18 protein-coding genes are annotated in these 20,437 nt (G+C 43.3%); 5 read left to right on the top strand and 13 right to left on the bottom strand.

The features are described 5' to 3' along the window. Nucleotides 1-110: 110 nt before the first annotated feature. Both ACR8BL_RS28705 and ACR8BL_RS28700 read right to left on the bottom strand, forming a co-directional pair. A complete protein-coding gene (locus ACR8BL_RS28705; protein WP_434750682.1) occupies nucleotides 111-1,199 on the bottom strand; it encodes an acyltransferase in 1,089 nt (362 codons plus the stop codon). A 102-nt stretch (nucleotides 1,200-1,301) separates the two neighbouring features. Beyond that, nucleotides 1,302-1,877, bottom strand: coding sequence for a 5' nucleotidase, NT5C type (locus tag ACR8BL_RS28700; RefSeq protein ID WP_434750681.1), 576 nt, complete (start codon nucleotides 1,875-1,877; stop codon nucleotides 1,302-1,304). Nucleotides 1,878-2,163: 286 nt separating this feature from the next. Here ACR8BL_RS28700 and ACR8BL_RS28695 point away from each other — a divergent pair, with 286 nt between their 5' ends. Together ACR8BL_RS28695 and ACR8BL_RS28690 are read left to right on the top strand one after the other, a co-directional pair. After that, nucleotides 2,164-2,355, top strand: a complete 192-nt coding sequence (locus tag ACR8BL_RS28695) for a hypothetical protein (RefSeq protein WP_434758301.1) — start codon at nucleotides 2,164-2,166, stop codon at nucleotides 2,353-2,355. A 22-nt stretch (nucleotides 2,356-2,377) separates the two neighbouring features. Continuing rightward, on the top strand, nucleotides 2,378-2,665 hold the full coding sequence (locus tag ACR8BL_RS28690; RefSeq protein WP_434750680.1) for a hypothetical protein: 288 nt from the start codon (nucleotides 2,378-2,380) through the stop codon (nucleotides 2,663-2,665). A gap of 191 nt (nucleotides 2,666-2,856) precedes the next feature. Here ACR8BL_RS28690 and ACR8BL_RS28685 read toward each other — a convergent pair whose 3' ends face one another. The 4 genes from ACR8BL_RS28685 to zwf form a co-directional block, all read right to left on the bottom strand. Further along, complete coding sequence (locus tag ACR8BL_RS28685) at nucleotides 2,857-3,960, bottom strand: metallophosphoesterase (RefSeq protein ID WP_434750679.1); 1,104 nt, start codon at nucleotides 3,958-3,960, stop codon at nucleotides 2,857-2,859. A 251-nt stretch (nucleotides 3,961-4,211) separates the two neighbouring features. After that, nucleotides 4,212-5,630 carry an NADP-dependent phosphogluconate dehydrogenase gene (gene gndA, locus ACR8BL_RS28680; RefSeq protein ID WP_434750678.1) on the bottom strand — a complete coding sequence of 473 codons (1,419 nt, stop codon included), beginning with the start codon at nucleotides 5,628-5,630 and terminating at the stop codon, nucleotides 4,212-4,214. A gap of 69 nt (nucleotides 5,631-5,699) precedes the next feature. Then, on the bottom strand, nucleotides 5,700-6,365 hold the full coding sequence (fsa, locus tag ACR8BL_RS28675; RefSeq protein ID WP_434750677.1) for a fructose-6-phosphate aldolase: 666 nt from the start codon (nucleotides 6,363-6,365) through the stop codon (nucleotides 5,700-5,702). A 34-nt stretch (nucleotides 6,366-6,399) separates the two neighbouring features. Next, nucleotides 6,400-7,923, bottom strand: a complete 1,524-nt coding sequence (zwf, locus tag ACR8BL_RS28670; RefSeq protein WP_434750676.1) for a glucose-6-phosphate dehydrogenase — start codon at nucleotides 7,921-7,923, stop codon at nucleotides 6,400-6,402. A gap of 112 nt (nucleotides 7,924-8,035) precedes the next feature. Between zwf and ACR8BL_RS28665 the strand changes: the two genes are divergently transcribed. Beyond that, nucleotides 8,036-8,941: a LysR family transcriptional regulator gene (locus tag ACR8BL_RS28665; protein ID WP_434750675.1), complete on the top strand. Its 906-nt coding sequence runs from the start codon at nucleotides 8,036-8,038 to the stop codon at nucleotides 8,939-8,941. Nucleotides 8,942-9,051: 110 nt separating this feature from the next. Here ACR8BL_RS28665 and ACR8BL_RS28660 read toward each other — a convergent pair whose 3' ends face one another. From ACR8BL_RS28660 to ACR8BL_RS28640, 5 genes are all read right to left on the bottom strand, one after another. Continuing rightward, on the bottom strand, nucleotides 9,052-11,058 hold the full coding sequence (locus ACR8BL_RS28660) for a chemotaxis protein CheW (protein ID WP_434750674.1): 2,007 nt from the start codon (nucleotides 11,056-11,058) through the stop codon (nucleotides 9,052-9,054). Nucleotides 11,059-11,072: 14 nt separating this feature from the next. Continuing rightward, nucleotides 11,073-11,498 carry a chemotaxis protein CheW gene (locus ACR8BL_RS28655; protein WP_434750673.1) on the bottom strand — a complete coding sequence of 142 codons (426 nt, stop codon included), beginning with the start codon at nucleotides 11,496-11,498 and terminating at the stop codon, nucleotides 11,073-11,075. Nucleotides 11,499-11,519: 21 nt separating this feature from the next. Then, the gene (locus ACR8BL_RS28650) at nucleotides 11,520-13,112 is read right to left on the bottom strand and encodes a methyl-accepting chemotaxis protein (protein ID WP_434750672.1); all 1,593 of its coding nucleotides are present in this window, start codon (nucleotides 13,110-13,112) and stop codon (nucleotides 11,520-11,522) included. Between the two features lie 550 nt (nucleotides 13,113-13,662). Beyond that, nucleotides 13,663-14,346: a hypothetical protein gene (locus tag ACR8BL_RS28645; RefSeq protein WP_434750671.1), complete on the bottom strand. Its 684-nt coding sequence runs from the start codon at nucleotides 14,344-14,346 to the stop codon at nucleotides 13,663-13,665. Nucleotides 14,347-14,497: 151 nt separating this feature from the next. Next, entirely contained in the window at nucleotides 14,498-15,094 is a 597-nt protein-coding gene (locus ACR8BL_RS28640) for a cupin domain-containing protein (protein WP_434750670.1), read from the bottom strand. Between the two features lie 250 nt (nucleotides 15,095-15,344). Here ACR8BL_RS28640 and ACR8BL_RS28635 point away from each other — a divergent pair, with 250 nt between their 5' ends. Then, nucleotides 15,345-16,883, top strand: coding sequence for a hypothetical protein (locus tag ACR8BL_RS28635; RefSeq protein WP_434750669.1), 1,539 nt, complete (start codon nucleotides 15,345-15,347; stop codon nucleotides 16,881-16,883). A gap of 154 nt (nucleotides 16,884-17,037) precedes the next feature. Here ACR8BL_RS28635 and ACR8BL_RS28630 read toward each other — a convergent pair whose 3' ends face one another. Further along, nucleotides 17,038-18,105: an ankyrin repeat domain-containing protein gene (locus tag ACR8BL_RS28630; protein ID WP_434752957.1), complete on the bottom strand. Its 1,068-nt coding sequence runs from the start codon at nucleotides 18,103-18,105 to the stop codon at nucleotides 17,038-17,040. A 132-nt stretch (nucleotides 18,106-18,237) separates the two neighbouring features. Between ACR8BL_RS28630 and ACR8BL_RS28625 the strand changes: the two genes are divergently transcribed. After that, a complete protein-coding gene (locus tag ACR8BL_RS28625; protein WP_434750668.1) occupies nucleotides 18,238-19,239 on the top strand; it encodes a serine hydrolase domain-containing protein in 1,002 nt (333 codons plus the stop codon). A 171-nt stretch (nucleotides 19,240-19,410) separates the two neighbouring features. On the opposite strand, the gene ACR8BL_RS28620 is transcribed toward ACR8BL_RS28625, so the two are convergent. Continuing rightward, nucleotides 19,411-20,433, bottom strand: a complete 1,023-nt coding sequence (locus ACR8BL_RS28620; RefSeq protein ID WP_434756508.1) for a serine hydrolase domain-containing protein — start codon at nucleotides 20,431-20,433, stop codon at nucleotides 19,411-19,413. Nucleotides 20,434-20,437 lie beyond the last annotated feature (4 nt).

Raw genomic sequence — 20,437 nt, 5'->3', positions numbered from 1 at the left:
TCTTACCTTCTTTAAAGGAAATAAAAAAGAGACTTCAAGTCTCCTATGAAAAAAGACTTGAAATCTCTTTGTACTTGTTGACATCATTTTTGAACAAAATGAAAGAATAATTAACGTCCGATAAGAACCCATCCCCATTTCAATCGACGCAATGCCATCGCACAGAGCCAGGAAAACAACAGTGCTGCGATGTATGATAATACAATACCAAGACCGAAATGACGGGTAAAATCATCTGTGAGCTCATGTCTCCAAACCATCAGTACTAAAGGATGAATTAAAAAGATACCAAATGCGACTGTTCCCAAAGAATCCGTAAAACGAGACACTTTATATTCACTTCTACGTTCTCTTGTGCCTACCTTCTCACTCAAAACCAGCAGCACCAGACAAGCAGAAAGTGTAAATACATTTCGTACAGTGAATAGCACAGTATACATCACCAGTGGCCATTCAATCAAGTTCGTTTTAATGAAGCCCGAGGCATACATGGAAATCGCTGCTCCGCTTATAAGCGCAACCAGAAGCACATAGCGAAGGCGCATCATTTTTTTCATCAACCATTCGAAGTTCAGCCCCATCCACGCTCCGAACCCAATCACAATCAAATAACTTGGCAATAGACTGCCTGTTCGTCCGAAGTCAAACTTCAAATTTAATATATAAAATAATGCTTGACCCGCAATAAAATACAAAGGCATATATTTTCTAAACCACGGTCGTTTTGTTAGATAAAGTATCCACGGAAATACGATATAGAATTGAAGGATAATAAGAAAAAAGTACAAATGTGTATGGGCGGTTCCAAGGGCCAATTGCTTCACAAACTGAGTACTATCTGCGAACGGCTCTTTGCCTACAGCTAACTTATTGATGACAAAATAGATCAGAGACCACGCAACATAAGGTACAAAGATATAGAACATTCGCTTCTTGTAAAAATAAATGATCCAGCCTTTCTCACTAAGCTTGGTGTTATAGTTATAAAACAAAACCAGTGAAGATAGGAACAAAAAAGCCGGAACTGCAAATTGAAAAAAAGTGTTCCAGAAATAAAATAAATCATGATCAAATGTGTTTTTGGGATAATGCGCAACTGCTGTTGATGTTGCATGAATAGCGACAACAGCCATAATCGCGATTGCACGATAGAGATCCAGGTACTCTATACGTCGGGGGCGATTAACCGGTGGACTCATACATATAACCTCACTTGTGTCTGATAATAGAAAGATAGTCTCCGGTAATTCAGATTCCAAATCTTATTTTAGTCCCCTATCCAGAAGATTACAATCCTATTTTTATGATTTTTCGACAAAATGTTTATGTATAAGTTTATCTATCCATATTTTCGCATCTTTCCAAGAAGACATCTGCGGAAAGTTGTATTGCTCACGTTGTTGTTTGTTCCACGGATGCGGAATACAGATCACTTTCTTTCCACTTTCCACTGCCGGAATCAGATTATGGGGGCCATCATCAATTAAAAGATCGTATGTGAGCAAGTTTTTGCGTTTACACGTAATGAATTGGTCTAGTTTAATAAACGGCATATGTATCTGAAGCCAATTCCACTTTTCATTGACCGTTCTTGGTTCCGCTGCTGTTACAATAATGAGATCGTATACTTCGTTTAACTTTTGCATCTCTTCTACAACATACTCATCATATAATTCTAGCTCTTCGAATAAACCAGGACGCCCGTAAAACACCTCATGTGTACTATCAGGGTGACGCAAGTGCGTTGTATCCCAGTCGACCATATCTTCATATTGGAGTGGGTGTGTTGGGAAGCTCCTGTTGTTATGGTATATAGCCCGCTTGACCAGTTGACAAATGGTGTCATCCATATCTACGGCAATAATCGGTTTTCTCATTTTCATTCCTCCCTGATACGAAAACAGTATATCATCTCATCCGGGATTCAGTCATTCATTTTCATAGGAACAAACCTAAAAAAGGCCCTACTCCGCAGCAAAATTGAAGCAAAGCTGACCCGTCCTTTCTAAGATTGAATCTATCGAAGTATGTAACATTTTCCTTATCATCCACTTAATAATGTAGCTAGCTATAAATACGTCATTCAAATACAGTTACGTAACAGGAGGACTAACCTTGAAAAAATTGGTTGCCATCACCGCAGCAATCACTTCTATATGACTATTGTTATCCATTGCTCCTGCCGCTTGGGCAGAATCAACTCCCACTTCCGTGGTTCAGGATGTTTCACATACGTTGAATCTGGATCAAAAAGTTACAAAACAATTAACCGATGCCATCACAGCACTGGCTGGAAAACATACGATTCAATTCACATCCGCAGACACTGCATTTGATGATTGGGTTGTGAATTAAAGCAGATGATCTTAACAAAGTATTGGATCAAGCTTTATACAACAAAATACAATCGTTCCTGAAGTCTTTTGATAAAGACAACAAATTTAAAGCAGAAGCCTTCTGGCGTGTTAAACACGAAATAAACGACAGCGGACTCAAAAACTACTGGGTGATCTGGGGGCATGACCAAAGTTTATACGTCGATGTAGATCATAACAACCAATTGTCAGCAAGTATTCCGTATGACCTTAAGGATGCACGAGCTGCACTTACTAGCAAAGCCCGGAGCTCACTCAAAATGCTTGGTATTACATCCGTTAAGGCATAGGATACAGCGTTCGTATCCAAGATAACCAATACACTTTTACGAAAAAAGGAGCCACCACCCTCATCGGTAAAATCAATAAAAAAGGTGCTTTTTATTCGTTTGAAGTTATTCCCGTAAATGGAGTACGAAACTAACTGTCGGTTTGTAGAAATAACAAAACAGCCCCTTCTATTTACGAAGAGGCTGTTTTGTTATTGTCCAAAGGTCACGTTAATCTGCACGATCTCGGAACGGCTGCTTGTCCGGATTGGTGGTCCCCAGAAACCGTATCCTGAGGTGACAATCGAGTGCATGGAGCCCTTTTGTAGATAACCCCAATCATTCTCATAGATCGCTTTTGTTATAAATTGAGCTGGTGCAATCTGTCCCCGGTGGGTATGACCAGATACAACCAAATCAACTTTGTTTTTCTCGGCAATATCCAGATCGTACGGCTGATGATCCAGCATGATCACAGGCTGATTCAGATCTGTATTTTGCATAAGCGTTGCTACATCTGCCCGATCTTCTTCCGTGCGGTCTTTCCGTCCAATCAACGTAATTTTGTTATCCAGTACGATCTTGTCGTCATACAGCACCTGCATATTGCTTTTCTCCAAAGCAGCGATCAGATCCTGGGTAGGTCCATCAAACTTGTCATGGTTCCCCAGTGAAGCATATACGCCATAAGGAGCCTTGATTTCACTAATTATATCGGCAATACCGCTTTTCTCATACATCGCCAGATTGTCATCGATCAAATCCCCCGGATATAAGACAAGGTCTGGCTTGAGGGAATTGATCTCCTTCACCATCCGTTTAGCATGAGCAGGACCAGACAACAGTCCAAAATGCATGTCCGCAGCCATGACAATATTCAGCTTGTCGATGCCTTCCACCTTTTTATCAATCTGAATGTTATATTGTCTGACGACCGGACTGTACGCGTTGAAAATTCCGTATCCCATTGTAGAGATAAGTAAAACCAGCGTAACTACACCCGCCCATTTGTGAGCGTGATGTCTAGGAATTCGTGTCAAGCGGAGAAGCCACAACGTCAGGTGTACAACAGGTAATATCAGTAATAACAGCGAGAAAACCGCCAGCCAGTAGGAACCGATGACACCGAGAAACGAAATACTGCCAAAAAGGCGTGCCAAAATAAAGGAAGCTGCCAGAAAAACAAGTGCTACGATATACAACCAGCGAAATCTGGCTGCCACGACGGGTTTCATCCAACTCCATCCGCTCCAGCCTATGTAGAAGACTAACAATCCATATACGAGTAAAAACAGGATACCTATCAGAACAAACATGCCTAGCCTGACCCCCACCATCTAAAAGTTATATACTGCTATTTTAACAGAATCAAATCCGTCTGAACTAGTATAACGTAATTAGAGGCAATCCAGCATCTTTTGCGTACTACAGATAGGTACATTTTATTACAATTTGGTGATATTTAATTTTGAACAAACTTTATCCTCACGCCAAAACAAAAAAACACCTCTGCAACTCCCCTTTGAGTAAACTCAAAAGGATTGTTGCAAAGGTGCTCTTATTTAAATTACTCGTTAGAATCCATCCATTGGAAGTGGAATGAACCTTCTTTGTCCACACGTTGGAATGTGTGTGCGCCGAAGTAGTCACGTTGTGCTTGCAGCAAGTTTGCTGGCAAACGCTCTGTACGATAGCTGTCGTAGTAAGACAATGCGCTAGAGAAACCAGGTACCGGAATACCTTGTTTCACCGCAGATGCTACCACTTCACGCCATGCATCCTGGTAAGTTTCGACGATGTTTTGGAAGTACGGATCAAGCAACAGGTTTTTCAGGGCTGCGTCTTTGTCGTATGCTTCTTTGATGTTTTGCAGGAACTGCGAACGGATAATGCAACCACCGCGGAAGATCATTGCGATGTTGCCGTATTTCAGATCCCAGCCGTACTCGTCGGATGCGGCACGCATCTGTGCGAAGCCTTGGGCATAGGATACGATTTTACTTGCGAATAGTGCTTTGCGCACGTTCTCGATGAATGCTTTTTTGTCACCAGAGAATGCTTCTGCTTTGGGTCCGTTCAAAATTTTACTTGCAGCGATACGCTCGTCTTTCATAGCAGACAAGAAACGGGAGAATACGGATTCCGTAATCATAGACAAAGGTACGCCGAGATCCAGTGCGCTTTGGCTTGTCCATTTGCCTGTTCCCTTTTGTCCAGCGGCATCCAGAATGACATCAACCATCGGTTTGCCTGTTTCCGGATCGTATTTGGAGAAGATGTCCGCTGTGATCTCGATCAGGTAACTGTCGAGTTCACCCTGGTTCCACTCTGAGAAAATTTCATGCAGCTCTTCTACCGATACGTTCAATACCGATTTCAGCAAGTGGTACGCTTCACCAATCAACTGCATATCACCGTATTCAATACCGTTATGCACCATTTTTACATAGTGTCCCGCACCGTCAGGTCCGATATACGTGCTGCACGCATCATCGCCAACCTTGGCAGAAATCGCCGTCAGGATTGGTTCTACAAGCTCATACGCACTTTCCTGACCGCCAGGCATAATTGCCGGGCCTTTCAGAGCGCCTTCTTCACCACCAGATACACCTGCACCGATGAAGCGGAAACCTTTGGCTTCCAGATCTTTGCTGCGACGTTGTGTGTCAGGGAAGTACGCATTACCACCATCGATAATAATATCTCCTTGATCCAAATGAGGAAGCAATTGCTCAATGGTCGCATCGGTTGCTTTACCCGCTTGTACCATGATTAGAATTTTGCGTGGTGATTCCAAGGAAGCTACGAACTCTTCAACAGAAAACGTTCCGATCAGTTTTTTACCCTCTGCTTCTTTCAGAAGATCATGTGTTTTCTCAGGGGAACGGTTAAATACCGATACTGAGAAACCTTTGCTCTCAATATTAAAAGCCAGGTTTTTCCCCATTACTGCTAGTCCAATGACACCAATCTGTTGTTTACTCATTATGTCCTCCCGATACTCCATGATTTATATATATATTTTTGCGTTAACCCTTTTTCATTCGCATGGCTCTTATTGTACTGTTTTTTTCCAGTCTGCTGCAAATTTCTCCATGCCTTGATCTGTCAGCGGGTGCTTGGAGATTTGCTCAATTACAGAAAATGGAACTGTTGCAATATGTGCTCCAGCCATCGCTACACGTGTCACGTGATCCGGATGTCTTACGGATGCCGCAATGATCTGTGCATCCAGATGATGTGTGCGGAACAGTTCAGCTACTTTGGCTACCAGTTGTACGCCATCTTCGGAGATATCATCCAGACGTCCCAGGAACGGAGATACGTAAGTTGCACCTGCACGAGCTGCAAGCAACGCCTGATTCACGGTGAAGATCAATGTCACGTTTGTTTTTACACCTTTTTTAGTCAAATAACGGCAAGCTTCCAGACCTGCAAGTGTCATTGGCAATTTAATGGTAATGTTTTTGTCGTTGTTGTTGATTTTGATCAATTCGTTCGCTTGAGCAATCATTTCCTCAGCAGTCAGCGCGTCCGGTGTAACTTCTGCCGAAACAGACTCAACTTCAGGCACAAGCTTCAGAATTTCTTCGATGCGGTCTTCAAATTTCACGCCTTCTTTGGCAACCAAAGAAGGATTTGTTGTTACTCCTGATAATACGCCGATTTTATATGCTTTTTGGATATCTTCCACGTTAGCTGTATCGATAAAAAATTTCATGATTGAATAACCTCCAGATATTTTTTAGTTTTGTTTACATGTTGCCATTTACTGCTAAAGGCACATCACTTGATACCTTGGAATTCTGATCCTGTGGTTCATCAAACCACCAGTGGTGACCTTCCGCCTCAAGCATGGCATCCGACTCGGCTGGTCCATAACTTCCTGCTGGATATAAGTGAAGTGGCAGCAGATTTTCATTAAATGCATCCAGAATTGGTTGCACCCAAGCCCAGGATAACTCTACTTCATCCCAATGTGCAAAGAATGTTGGATCACCATGCAGCGCATCGCGAATCAAGTTCTCATAAGCCTCTGCCAGATCTCCCTGATTAGGAGCAAGATCAATATGAACGGGTTTGAACTCCCCTTTGTTTTCAGGATCACTTGCGTTCAATTGCAGTGTCATGCTTTGATCCGGGCTCATTTCAATCACAAGCAGGTTAGGTTTCGAACCGTTGTTCTTGATCAGGTGACCCTGGCCTGAAGGTTCTTTGAACTCAATCACAATTCGTGTTGATTTCTCCTTCATTCTTTTACCCGTACGGATGTAAAACGGAACACCTCTCCAGAAGAAATCATCAATTTGCAGCTTCGCGGCAATAAATGTGTCATTCATCGTGTTCTCGGCAACACCCGGTTCATCTGTGTAGGCATGTACCGGTTTCCCTTGAATGTTGCCTGCAGCATACTGTCCACGAATGATACTTGCCTCCACCGTTTGCTTCTGCAGTGGTTGAATAGACTCCATAATGTGTTTTTTCTTCTGACCCACATTTTCGGAAGTACTGTTATATGGAAGCTGAATAGCCATCATCATAAGCAATTGCAACATATGATTCTGGAACATGTCACGCACAGCACCTACATGATCATAATAGGATGCGCGTTCTTCAACACCAACAGTCTCATTCGCCGTAATTTGAACATTAGAGATGTAACGGTTGTTCCACAGAGCCTTCATAATCGGGTTGCTCTGATGAAGTGTCTCCAGCTTCTGAACCATCGGTTTACCCAGGTAGTGGTCAATTCGGTAAATCTCTTCCTCTGTGAATGATTCACTCAGCTTGCGGTTAAGGTCGCGAGCCGATTGCAAATCATGACCGAAAGGCTTCTCAATGACGAGACGTTTCCATCCTTGGGTGGAACCAAGCCCACTTGCCTGAATATTTTCAGCGATTGGTTCGAAGAACTCCGGACCAACCGACAGATAAAACAAGCGATTGGATGGAATGCCAAGTTCAGCCTCTCTTTGCTCAACCACTTGAAGCAACTTTATATAATCTTCCTTATGGCTGATATTCAATACACTGTAACGAAAAGCTTTTACAAATGATTTGACCGATTCATGATCTCCCTGACGTCTTGAGAAATCATGTAAGGATTTTTCCACTTGCGCCTGGAAAAATTCATCCGACCACTCTCTGCGGCCCATGCCGATCAGGGAGAAGGTTTCAGGAAGCTTTTTCTCAAGGTACAGATTATATAGGGCAGGATATATTTTTCTTTTGGCTAAATCTCCAGTAGCACCAAATAAAACAATTGTTGTTGGTTCCATCTTACCGTGCTCCTTCCAAGTAACTCTGGTTTCTTTGTTGTAGTTACACTATAATACGTTTTATAGCCATACAAGTAATTAATATATTTCACAGGAGCTATAGACGATATCTATGACAACAAATTATGAACTATATAAAGTCTTTTACTGGGCCGCCAAAACAGGCAGCCTGACCCAAGCCGCCAAAGCACTCTACATTACTCAGCCCAGCGTCAGTCATGCCATTAAACAGTTGGAAGACAGCTTCGGACTCACTCTGTTTTATCGAAACTCCAAAGGTGTATCGTTGACTCAGGAAGGTGCCAGCCTGTATTCCTATATCGAACAGTCCCAAATTTTGATCTCTCTTGCGGAAGAAAAAATGGCCGCATTGAAAAATCTGGACAACGGAGAACTCCGGATTGGCGGTAGCGACTCGCTGTTCAAACATTACATGTTATCGTATCTGGAGCAGTTTCATATACATTACCCTAACATTAAATTGCATCTAAGCCATGGAACAACGCCTGAAGTTATAACGTTCCTGAAAGAAGGCAAAATTGATCTTGGAGTTGTCCGCATGCCGATCGTTGACCCACAGCTAGAAGTGCGGGAAAGCATTCAGTTAAAAGATTGTTTTGTTGCTGGCGAACGTTATGCCCAGTTGAAGGGGAAAGTACTAACTCTGGAGATGCTGCTTGAACATGAACTTATCCTGTTTTCCCGGAACAGCCGGGTGCGAATGGCAATCACCGAACTCTTTAACCATTACAATTACACATTAAAACCAGAGATCGAGGTTGGCAGTGTTGACCTACTGATTGAATTTGCACGTCGCGGCTTGGGAATCTCCTATGTCACGCGTGAATTTATCTCCAAAGAGCTGGAAGAAGGCTCTCTCTTTGAGATTCAGCTGGACGTCCCACTCCCCCCTTCTCACGTTGGGATCATGACAAAACGCAATATGCCGATCTCCTCGGCTGCTAATCGTTTTATGGACTTAATTTTCAAAGGACAAGCAGACAACCCGAGAACATAAGTGTTAATAACATGACAAAGAGCATCAAGATCCCCTTCAAGATCTTGATGCTCTTTGTCTTTATTTTTTTAATAATAATGTGATTACTGCATACATTGGACTCTGCGCCCTTAGTGACTTACCAGATATGATGCATCCAGAATCAAGGCCACTTTACCGTTACCCAGAATCGTTGCACCAGAAAGATGGTTCATTGCCCCGAGGTACGTCCCAAGTGACTTGATCACTACTTCCTGGTTCCCGATAATTTCATCTACTGCATAGGCTGCGATTTTATCAACCGAGCGTACAATAACGAGGGGAATCGTTTTTGATTTACGATCTGTACGTGGGTATTGCAACTTGTCACACAGCCGGTAAAATGGCACAATGCGCCCATGATTCAGAATGGATTGCTGTCCCTGGATCATCTGAATATCTTCAGGTTTAATGCGCACAATCTCCGCTACGTTATACATCGGCAGAATCATTACCCGGCCAGAGACATTCACCAGAAGCCCCTTAATAATGGCGAGGGTGAGCGGTAAACGAATCGTAAACGTTGTGCCGACACCAACCTCTGTATCAATATCTATGATGCCATTCAGCCTGCCAATCTGGCTTCGTACGATATCCATACCTACACCGCGACCGGAAACATCACTCACAGATGATGCCGTTGAAAATCCCGGTTCAAAGATGAGATGAACAGCTTCCTGGGCATTCAAACGAGCCGCTTGTTCTTCTGAAACAATACCCTTTTTCAGTGCAGAAGCTTTAATCTGCTCTCCATCAATGCCCTTGCCATCATCGGAGAAACGAATCACAACATGATTTTCTTCATGATACGAAGTCAGTTTTATTCGACCTTTGGCAGGTTTGTTCTGCTTAGTTCGAATCTCGGCGCTCTCAATACCATGATCCGCACTGTTCCGAATCAGATGGATCAACGGGTCGCTGAGTTCTTCGATAATCATGCGATCCAGCTCCGTCTCTCCGCCTTTAATGACCAGCTCAATATCTTTCCCGAGCTTCTGCGACAAATCCCGCACCAGCCTCGGGAACCTGTTCAACAATTGATCAATAGGCAGCATGCGCGTCTTCATAACCCCATCCTGCAGTTCCTTAATAACTCTGCCCATATGGTCGGACACCCCACCAATACTTTGAATCACCGGGGAGGGCTCCTTGCGGGCACCAGAACGGCTCAAATCAGCAAGAGAGGTCTGATCAATAAGTAGCTCGCCAACAAGATTCATCAAATGATCCAGTCGTTCTACACTTACGCGAACGGTAGGCTGAGTTGACTTCATCTTATCTTCTTGAGGGGGCACTGACGAGTCGGCCTTCTCTATTCCAACCGTCATTTCAGTCTCTTTTAATTCAGTTGCTACTGCAACCTCTTCTGTCGCCAAAATATACGGACCAACATCCACGCTCCGAATATCCAAATCTCCAGATAGCGCACTCTCAATCTGAGCTTGATCCAGAGAAGAAGCTGTAATGATCACAAACTCGTTATAATGCGCTTCTCCCAGTTCCTCATCAAGACCCTGCTTTTCAATAGATGTCGCCAGTACATTACCGCATACATCTTCAACCCGTTTACACAAGATATGATATCTCGCTGCTTTCATCAAACAATCTGAGCTTAATACAATACGAATGGAAAACATCTGATGGCCCGTTTCAAGTACCTCACTGAATAGATTAGACTCCACAGGCTTTAGAGCGAGTGACTTGGTCTGCACAACCGAGGCCGGCTGATGAATCATGTCTTGTATTTCTTTAACCACTGCACGAAAATCAGTATAACTTTCTCCCCGCACATATTGATCCCTAAGTACTCTCATCGCATCTAATGAGCGAAAAAGTGTATCGATGAGTTGTGCGGTAATTTCCGGTTTCTTGGATCGCACCCATTCCAATGCATACTCCACTTCATGTGTCAGATCACTTAATTCACGAAAATCCATAGTCGAAGCCGAGCCTTTAATCGTATGAGCCGCTCGAAATAATGTCTGCACGAGTTCCACAGAAGGTGAAAGTTCAAGTGCAAGCAATGACTGATCCATCCGTTCCAATTGATCATTCAGTTCTTCGATAAATATGTCGCGATAGGCGGACAAATCCATCATTGGTGCATTCCCTCCTAACCGCCCAATATTTCATCCAGCTTCAAAATACCAACCAGATTATCTCCCTTTTGGCCCACACCCTGAAAGAATATTTCAAGGTTACGTCCATGACCTCCAGTAGGCGGATGTATTTCCGAATAAGTTGTGACTTTACTGACTCGGTCTACAATCAAACCGATATATTCATCCTGGTAACGCACCACAATAATTCGGGTCGCCCGAGTGTCCGATTCGTCCGGCATGCCCAGCAAATTACGCAAGCTCATGACACAGACGACTTTACCACGCAGATTCATAACTCCTTTGATCTCAGGCCTGCTAAACGGAATATCGGTAATACTTTGCATTTTTATAATTTCGTGAATTTCTTCGATTCGAATGGCGCAGGTCTCTGCGCCGACAGACATTTCAATATATTGTTCCTTCTGAAGTGAAGACATCGTTTCACCCTCAATTCGTTATTATGACTGGGTTTTGAAAGCAGATGCAGATTCAGCCAACTCTTCTGCAAGATGCGCAAGTGATTGACAAGTTGCTGCCGTTTCTTCGGATGCAGCGGCAGACTCCTCACTGGATGCAGAGATCGACTCTACTGAACTCATCACCTCAGCAGCTTGTGCCGCCTCTTCCTCACATGCAGCTGCAATTTCATTTACCTTTTGGGAAGAGTTGTTGACCATCTCAATAATCTGATCAAAGGCTTGCCCTGTTTTAGATGATTGCTGCACACTATCCGAAACGGCTTGAACGCTTTGTCTCGTATTCTCTTGCATCACTTTAATAATCGTTGTGATTTCTTTGGTGGCTTCACCGCTGCGTTCAGCAAGCTTGCGAACTTCGTCAGCCACAACCGCAAATCCTCTTCCCTGTTCTCCAGCACGTGCTGCTTCGATCGCAGCATTCAATGCAAGCAGATTGGTCTGTTCAGCTATGTCGTCAATCACTTCGATAATATCGCCAATTTTGCGTGAATCTTCTTCAAGCTTTGCCATTTTGGTACTAACAGCTTGCATACCTTCCAGGGAAGTCCGTACGACATGACCACCTTCACGTGCCGTTTTCACCGTATCATTGGACAACTCGGCAGCTTCTTCAGCACTTGCAGCTACAGAGTTGATGGCCAGAGACAATTCCTTAAACAATTCGGAGATGTTCGCTGCTTCACTGGATTGACTTGTGCTTGTACTTGCAATTTCCTCTGTACTTGCTGAGATCTGTTCAGATGATGCTGCAACGCTCTGTGAATTCATGACAATGTTATTAATTAAGTCTCGCAGATTATCCACCATTCGATTAAGCGCGAAGGCCAATTGCCCAACCTCGTCTTTTGAAGAAATATCAGACTTCAGGGTCAGATTTCCGTTAGCGACTTCCGTAGCGAGACCAAGCATGGCCAATAGAGGTCTAGAGATGGAGCGTGAAATGACAAATCCGATGATAATACTAAAGATAATAGAACCAATGACTAAAGCAACCGTGACTGTGAATGCACTTGTGTATGCCGCTTCAGACTTCATATTGTTCTGTTCGGCAAGTTTCTCGTTCAGCTCCACCAGACTACCCAATGTGGCCAGAGCTTCATCACCAGGCGACTTGAGTGTATCTTTCAAGAAAACCAAAAAACCTTGATCGTCATTGCTTTTTGCCAGCCCTATACCTTGCTCCAAGATTTGCATGTACTTTGAATACTGCGTATCAAATTTGCTAAGGAGTGCACTTTCTTCGGGGGTAGTTGCCAGAGGACGATAGCCTTCAATTTGACTCTCGATGTTACCTTTAATAATATTAATATTATCAATAATACGATTTTGCTCTGCGGAATTCTTTTCAAAGTTGAGGTCACGAATGTTAACCCGAACTCTCTGGTAATTCATCTGGGCTCCACTCAACTCTTTTACCGAGACCAGATTATTGGCGTAAATTTCTTTCATGTGTTCATTGGTGCTTCTAAGTGTAGTAATCGAATACACTCCAAGGATGGCAAGAATCATTGATACAACCAAGAATGCTGAGATAATCTTTGTTGCTGTTTTCAAGTTGCCGAACCACTTCATTTTATCTCCCCCTAAGTTTCTTCGTGTCTAGTTATGTAAATAAAGTTTGCTAATCCATTCTATGGATCGCTCTCCAGACAGCATACGATGTATTTCGACATAAATATTACAAAACTGAATAGTTAAATTTCATTTTTTGTAAACTTTCATTTTTGTGTAATTTTATTATAATTAATAAGTAACTTGTTTTTGTGTTAATAAATACTAATATACTAAATTTCTATATAAAATTTTCGTTTTAACGCAATTATTATATATTTTTTTATACATACCACTTTACATAGCGATGTGATATCTATGTTCTATTTTTAAATCAGACCTATATGTTAGTTCATAGTTCTTTCGACTACTTTGTTCCTAAAACTACGAAGTAAAGGTCATATTTCTAACACCGAAATATTTAATAATGTGACTTAAGTCTAATAAATTCCCATGAAATATGATTCAATTGACCCAAAAAAAGGACAATCAAATTCATTAAAAATGAGTTTGATTGTTCTCTTAATCCATTTGGGATTTTCAGCTTTTTGTGATCGGATCAAGCTTGGTTTTATTCATATTCTTCCAGCTGATCCAGCTCTGCTATACGGTCTTTAATTCGCTGTGGAATCAATGTAAAAAGCCTGTCCCATGTCATAAACATCTCCGGTTTCAACAGATACTCTTCAAACTGCATGGATGGCACAAATGCTTTGGTTTGTAGATACTTTTTGACGCGCGCATCGATCTGTTCACTGGTTTGAAAAAAAGGCTTAAACATTTCATTGACAAGCAACCCGTCACAACCCGCCTTCACTCCCGCTGCACTATACAGATTCGGCAGTAATTCAAATACAACAGGCAATGGTGAAAAGGCATGTTTTCCCGGCTGTGAGTACAGACACACATGATGGCCTACCAGATTAACTCGATCTTTTAACAGCCCTCTTAATACCCTCCCATGAAAGCTAGCCTCGCAGTCCACGACCTCCCCATGATGTCCTACATACACCCATACATGCTCCATCTCATAAAGATGTCCGATCTCGTAATCCCACCATATCGCATATTCAATAACATACTGAACCGCTTCAGAAGGAAACTCAATTTCTCTTCGAAAGGATGGAGAAGGTCCAGAACGTTCGAACACCGTCACGCCGACGAAATCCGGATAGAAAGGTTCATTCTGATCAAACATGATTACCGGTGCATAACTCATCGCTGTTTCAAGCCATTCGTTTTCTGTTACAGCCATCGATGATATCCTCCATTTTCATTGTTGTTACTCCTATAGTAACAGAGAGAGGGTGAATAGCGTCAACGCCTGCAATTTAAAAACCTGCAACTCAATTCGCTCAGCTGCAGGTTTCTAACATTGTTTTTAATTAAGATGAAGTTGGAACCCTTCAGGGTTGAGGTTTATGGTTGGGTGCCGTTGACGCCTTGGAAGCTTGAACGGAGGTATCCGAAACAACGGTTCCACACCCGATATTCGGGCCCAGAATGGCATCATTTTGGATGGAAGCAACCGCTTTGGCATAAGCTTCTTCATCCAGACAATATGCGCGGTGAGCAACATCGGGCGGTGTAGCTGCAAGGAAATCTGCGCCAAATACAATATCCGGTGTCGGTTGATCAAATATGGTCAGCACATATACTCCATCGGTCTCCGCCACAAACCAGTGAAACCAGCCCTTTGGAAAAACAACCACTTGCCCCGGCTTCAAACGATACGTGATCCGTTCGCGAGTGAATGGATTGAACACGGATGCTGTAATTTCACCGTTGATGACCACAACCATCTCCGTGACATTGGTATGCCAATGGGGCTGTACAATAATGCCTTTGCTCAGGTAAACGTTAAAAAATCCATTCTCAATCGTTGGCAGTTGCTCACCAAACAGCTGAGTTACGTAGTTGCTTGAATCTCTCCGGTAATTCACTACAGCGTTAGAATCCGCAGCTAGTGGAACGTTTGGGGATTTCAAGATTGGATTGATCATCAGTTTTATTCTCCTCCTTGGGCAAACATCTCGTTGTTATACTGTATGCTGAAAATTCATGAGATAATACTGCAGCCAAGCTGCACACCTAAACGTGCATCGAAGTAAACTTGTCTCTACTAATAAAAGAAGAACAGACATCTCTGCTACACGAATTGGAAGTTTATCAGATTAAGATGATATAATTTTAATAGGAGAATTCAGCTTTATTTTTTACAATGCAGACTTTCTATGTTGAGAGGAGTTTATTATGTTTCCATCCATCGGGGATATTTATTGCATCTATGATGATCAAATGCAGCAATATACAGCATGTCAGGTCACTGCTCTGAAAGCAACGGACGATAAAAAAACACGCACACTAGCCGCCATCCTGCAATTGGACTGGTCTGGAGATCAACTTCCAACAGAATCCGAACTTGATGCGATGAAACCACTGTTCCGTAATTTCTATTTTTGGAATGATATTTTAGAACATAACTATGTAAAAGCGGATATTCCTGAACTGTATATTTTAGCCGGTAACCGTCTTCCACTGATCACTGAAGAACCCCGAAGTTACGATACAGGATGGCTGGCCGGAGAAAGTTTGTATCGTCAGCGTCAATGGGATCAAATTGCTGAAAGCCGTAGGGCTCTTTTTAAACAAGCAGCGAGGGATCACGAGGGAATCATTGTTGGTGGAAGTGAAATGAGACGTAACACCAGTACGATTCGTAACTTCACTCCTACCTCGGCAGAAGATGTCGCTACTCTTGAGACGCTTCCGTGTCTGACCCATATCGAGATGAATACATATCATGATGCCATTATTTCTTTTCTGCAGGAGAACCCCTTTGTTTATGAACTCCACATTAAGAACCACGGTCAACGTGAACTGAATTTCAGCCAAACGCAATTGACCCGACTTGTTGTGGATGCCAGCGGAGTGGAACAAATTGTTTTGAATGACAGGATGGATTTCCTAAGCCTCACTGGAGAGATAAGCCCAAGTCTACATATCGATGCAGCTGCCGAAGGAGAACGATTGACCTTGTGTATAGCGGAATCTTTACCTGAGATTCGCGGTATTTCTCGTCTAGGGAGCCTTCAATTGTATAAAATCGCAGAGCTTAATATTGAATCTGTCGTTCAAACCTCCCCCGAACTTTCCCAATTACGCTTGTGGGGTAAACCCGGTACGATATCTGGTATTCATTCCATTCAGCACCTAACATCCTTGCAAATGTTCAGCACGAATGACCTATTTGGCTTTGATGGAGATCAATTTCCAAGTCCCGAGCAACTCCCTGAACTACATACACTCTGGATGAACAGTCTGCCGGCAGAAGCAGCCAAGTCAATCAAAACCCGATATAAAAAAGTTGCTGAAACCCGAATCGATCTAGACATCACTCAGCCACGTAAACCGGAATGGCTCGCAGAAAATCTGAACAATCCGTTTCGGGACTGGGACGGCAGGGAACAGATTAAGGCAGTACCTGCCAAAAAAGCCGCGCAGTTGTATAAACAATCTCTGAAGCGGATTCGTGAATTAAGCCAGCGAACGGTTCAAGCAGACACGCTCTCTGAATATCTAATCTCCTTCACCCATGAGTATACACAGATGTTCAATCAAATGGATGCCAAGTCAGAATTCATTGAAACGATGGAGCGTGAAGAAATTAATGCGGCACTTGTTGACTTGCTTGATCAATTAGAGGAGCAGTTGGAAACCAACCAGCCCGGTTCCTTCAAGATTAATCGAGAGCAGTTATACGAGGTCTTTGATCGTACGAAGGATTTTTAGAACATACGTTGGATTTCAGTTGAAAAATGCACAGATCATATCTTAGGTTTTGTTCAAAAAGATAAACAAGGGACTGGAGCGTTGTTTCATTAAGAAACAGGCTTTAGTCCCTTCTGTATCCAGATCACGATTATATCGTCTATAACACTTTCAACTAATTCAAAAGACGTTCGATATAAACCTCAGGCTCGGCCATGAATTGTTCAAACGTACACAATATGCCATGCTCCAGATGTTCAATATCCGCATAACCTATCATTTTTTTGCTCGGATTCCAGACGATCAGCATATGAGAGTACTGATCCAGTTCAGAGGATAGACGCAGCAACTTCTGCCTGCCCATCTTCATCTCCACTGTATCCGTCAAGGAAAAAAATTCAATAAATCCAACACCAGCAGGACGGCTTGGCAAATTGATTTTACGCGAACCTTCGGTCAGGAAATGAATTAATTGATTTGGAAGCTTGTATGATTGGAGCGCATGCAGTTTGTTGCTCAGATTATGAAACTCTTCAGGCTCATGTGATCTCAAGTAGTCTGCCATTTCACTATTTTTCTGACTGACCGCGATCGTATATGCCCGCTCCCCATCCATCTCCTGCAGGGTCACATCTGCACCTTGTTCTACCAAATATTTGACCATTCGCATACTGTTCTGACGTGCTGCTACGGTGAGCGGTGTCGCCTTGTATGGATAGACCATATCCGGCTCATTATAATTGATGTCCACACCCTCATTCAACAGGTATTGAACGGTCTTCATATCATAATCCGACACTGCTTTTCGCAACGTTTTGCCGCCATATTTACGGATATCCAGCCCAAGCTCGTTCAGCACCGTTATATTCTTTTTGTTTCCGTAGTACGCCTCGTCATATGCACTGGATTTCAACCGACTTATTCCGTTTAATGTCGCTCCCTGCTCAACCAAATAACGAATTATATCTGCACCACAGTAGCGCGCTGCATATAGAATGGCCGGATGATCCTTGGCATTCATCTCGGCTCCCCGCTCTACAAGTAGTCTGACAACCTTAAGCTGATTACAGATCAGTGCCAGATCAAGCGGGCTAAGCATGATATTTTTACTCAACGAAATTTTTTCTTCCAAGTCCATGCCTTGCTCGATATATGTTTCAACACGGGCAACATCCCCTTGATAGATCGCGAGGGCTTGATCAGGTAAGGTTTTGAACGTTCCTTGATTACCGATTTTGTACATCATGTTGACCTCCTGTGCAATGATTATAAAGAAATTGATGTTTGTTGAGCTACCCGAATGAATATGCTAATATAGTTGGCAGCCATTTCGAATCTACATCCTAAATACACCAACGTACACAGAAAGGACAATATGAATCTTTCAACCCTTCACCATACATTACAGCATATCATTCCACCGCTGGATCTGCGAAGTTGTCTCGTCAGTGTGCGTGGAGAGATGATGTACAAGCATTATCGGGATGCTCAGGCAGAGACCCATATTGCCAAAATTAATTCATGTACCAAGAGCTTCATCTCTGCGCTCATCTGTATTGCCATGGATCAAGGCCTATTACCTGAGGCAGATATACCCCTTTCCACCTTTTTCCCGCAACTCACTTCTGATCCTGACCCACGTAAACCAGCGATTACGCTGGAGCAACTGCTTACAATGACAGCCGGATTTAACTGGGATGAGTTTGGAGGACAAAACTCATTTCCACGGATGACACGTACGGAACATTGGGTCAACTTCACCTTGGAACAGCGTTTGCGGCATAAACCAGGCACACATATGGAGTACAATTCGGGAGTTTCCCAGATTTTATCTTCCATTTTGATGCAGCATACAGGCATGAGTGTGGCAGCGTATGCCGAGCGTTATCTGTTTGGCCCACTGGGCATTCAACATTATGAATGGGAGCAAGATCCTCAAGGTGTACACACAGGTGGATTTGGTCTGAGGTTGTTGCCTGCTGACCTGCTCAAATTCGGAGAGCTTTACCTTCAGGAAGGAATATGGGAAGGAAAACAACTCATCTCCAGCCAACGTATCCAACGTTCAACACAGCCCCTCATCACCGTCCCTCTGCCAAACCATGGCAGTTACGGCTGGCACTGGTGGGTGGATCAATATGCAGGTCAGGATCTTGACGAAAACTCGCCATCGCAGCCTGCTAATTCAGTGAATCACAAGCCACTGAATTATTACTATGCCAGAGGATTCGGAGGCCAATATGTATATATCGTGCCCGAGTTGCAGCTTGTGACCGTGCTGACCAATGATAAGCGCAAAAAGGAAAAGCCACCCATCGATGTATTCCCTAGATTAATCGTGCCTGAGTTGTGGAAGCTAGTTCACTTGTCCGATTAAATTCGTAATGATTCCAGGAGAATATTCCAATCATAAGCCCTTGCCCAGACCACGCTGTAGTAAGCGGACAAGCAAGGGCTTCACTCCGGGCGGCTGTTACTGCTTCCGCTCTTTCGTGGTTTTCTCTTCCTCTGCTGTCTAAACGCCTGCAACTGAACCATACCTCTCCCCCTATACCAGCGCTTCCTCTACTGCCAACGTTATAGGATACGGACCCGACTCCTGATTAGATATAACTACAAGCTGGACTCCATGCTTCGGATATACCCCCGACATAAACGAAACACCTGGATCAAAACCCATCACATGTGTTTTAAAAATCTCATTTTCCCGAAGTTCCAGCCATATACCCAAACCATAATACGCCTCATCCTCGTCATGCTTGTGTGGAGTCAACAAGTAGCGGGTCATCTCTTCGCTCAGCAACAAATGCCCCATCAAAGCATCCCAGAAACGAATCATATCCGGTACGGTAACATAGGCTCCTCCATCCGCCCCACCTTGAACGGGGATCGAAAAAATATTGCTTGTCCATGTCCCATCGTCAGCATCGATATATCCAGTTGCTGTATTACGCGGAAGCTGATCTGTCTTGAAATAACCTGAATCCTGCATACCGCATCGTTTAAAAATATGTTCCTCCACGTACGTTGTAAACGTAATGCCAGTGTATTGTTCCACAATGAGTCCCAGCACGATAAATGCCGCATTGTTGTAATGGAATTGCTGCCCGGGAGCAGACTTCATCGGCAGATGCTGAAACATCGGCAGAAAATCACTAAGATTCCGCATCGTGTACACGGGTCTGTCTTTCCATAATGCTGAAAAATCGTCCATCACGTCCTCATCAAAATAATCCGGCACACCGGAAGTGTGTGTCAGCAATTGGTGTACCGTAATCTCCGGATCCCATGCCGGAAAGGTCAGGCTCAAGACATCTTTTAATGTGGACTCCAACGCAAACTTCCCTTCTTCTATCAATTGACCTATGCTTACAGCTGTGAAGAGTTTACAACCCGAAGCGATACCAAAACGTGTATTTATATTATTTAAAAGTTCTTCACTGCGGTTCGCATACCCTCGCACCATCTGAAACAGTGGCTGTCCATGATGCTTGCAGAGCACAACGCCCGAAAAGTCCTTATCTTCCATAACTTCTCTGACTTTTTCCGTTATCTTTGCTGCATCCAACATATCG

The organism is Paenibacillus amylolyticus (genome assembly GCF_051136285.1).
Classification (GTDB): Bacteria; Bacillota; Bacilli; order Paenibacillales; family Paenibacillaceae; genus Paenibacillus; species Paenibacillus amylolyticus_F.
This window is presented reverse-complemented; position numbering and strand designations above follow the sequence as displayed.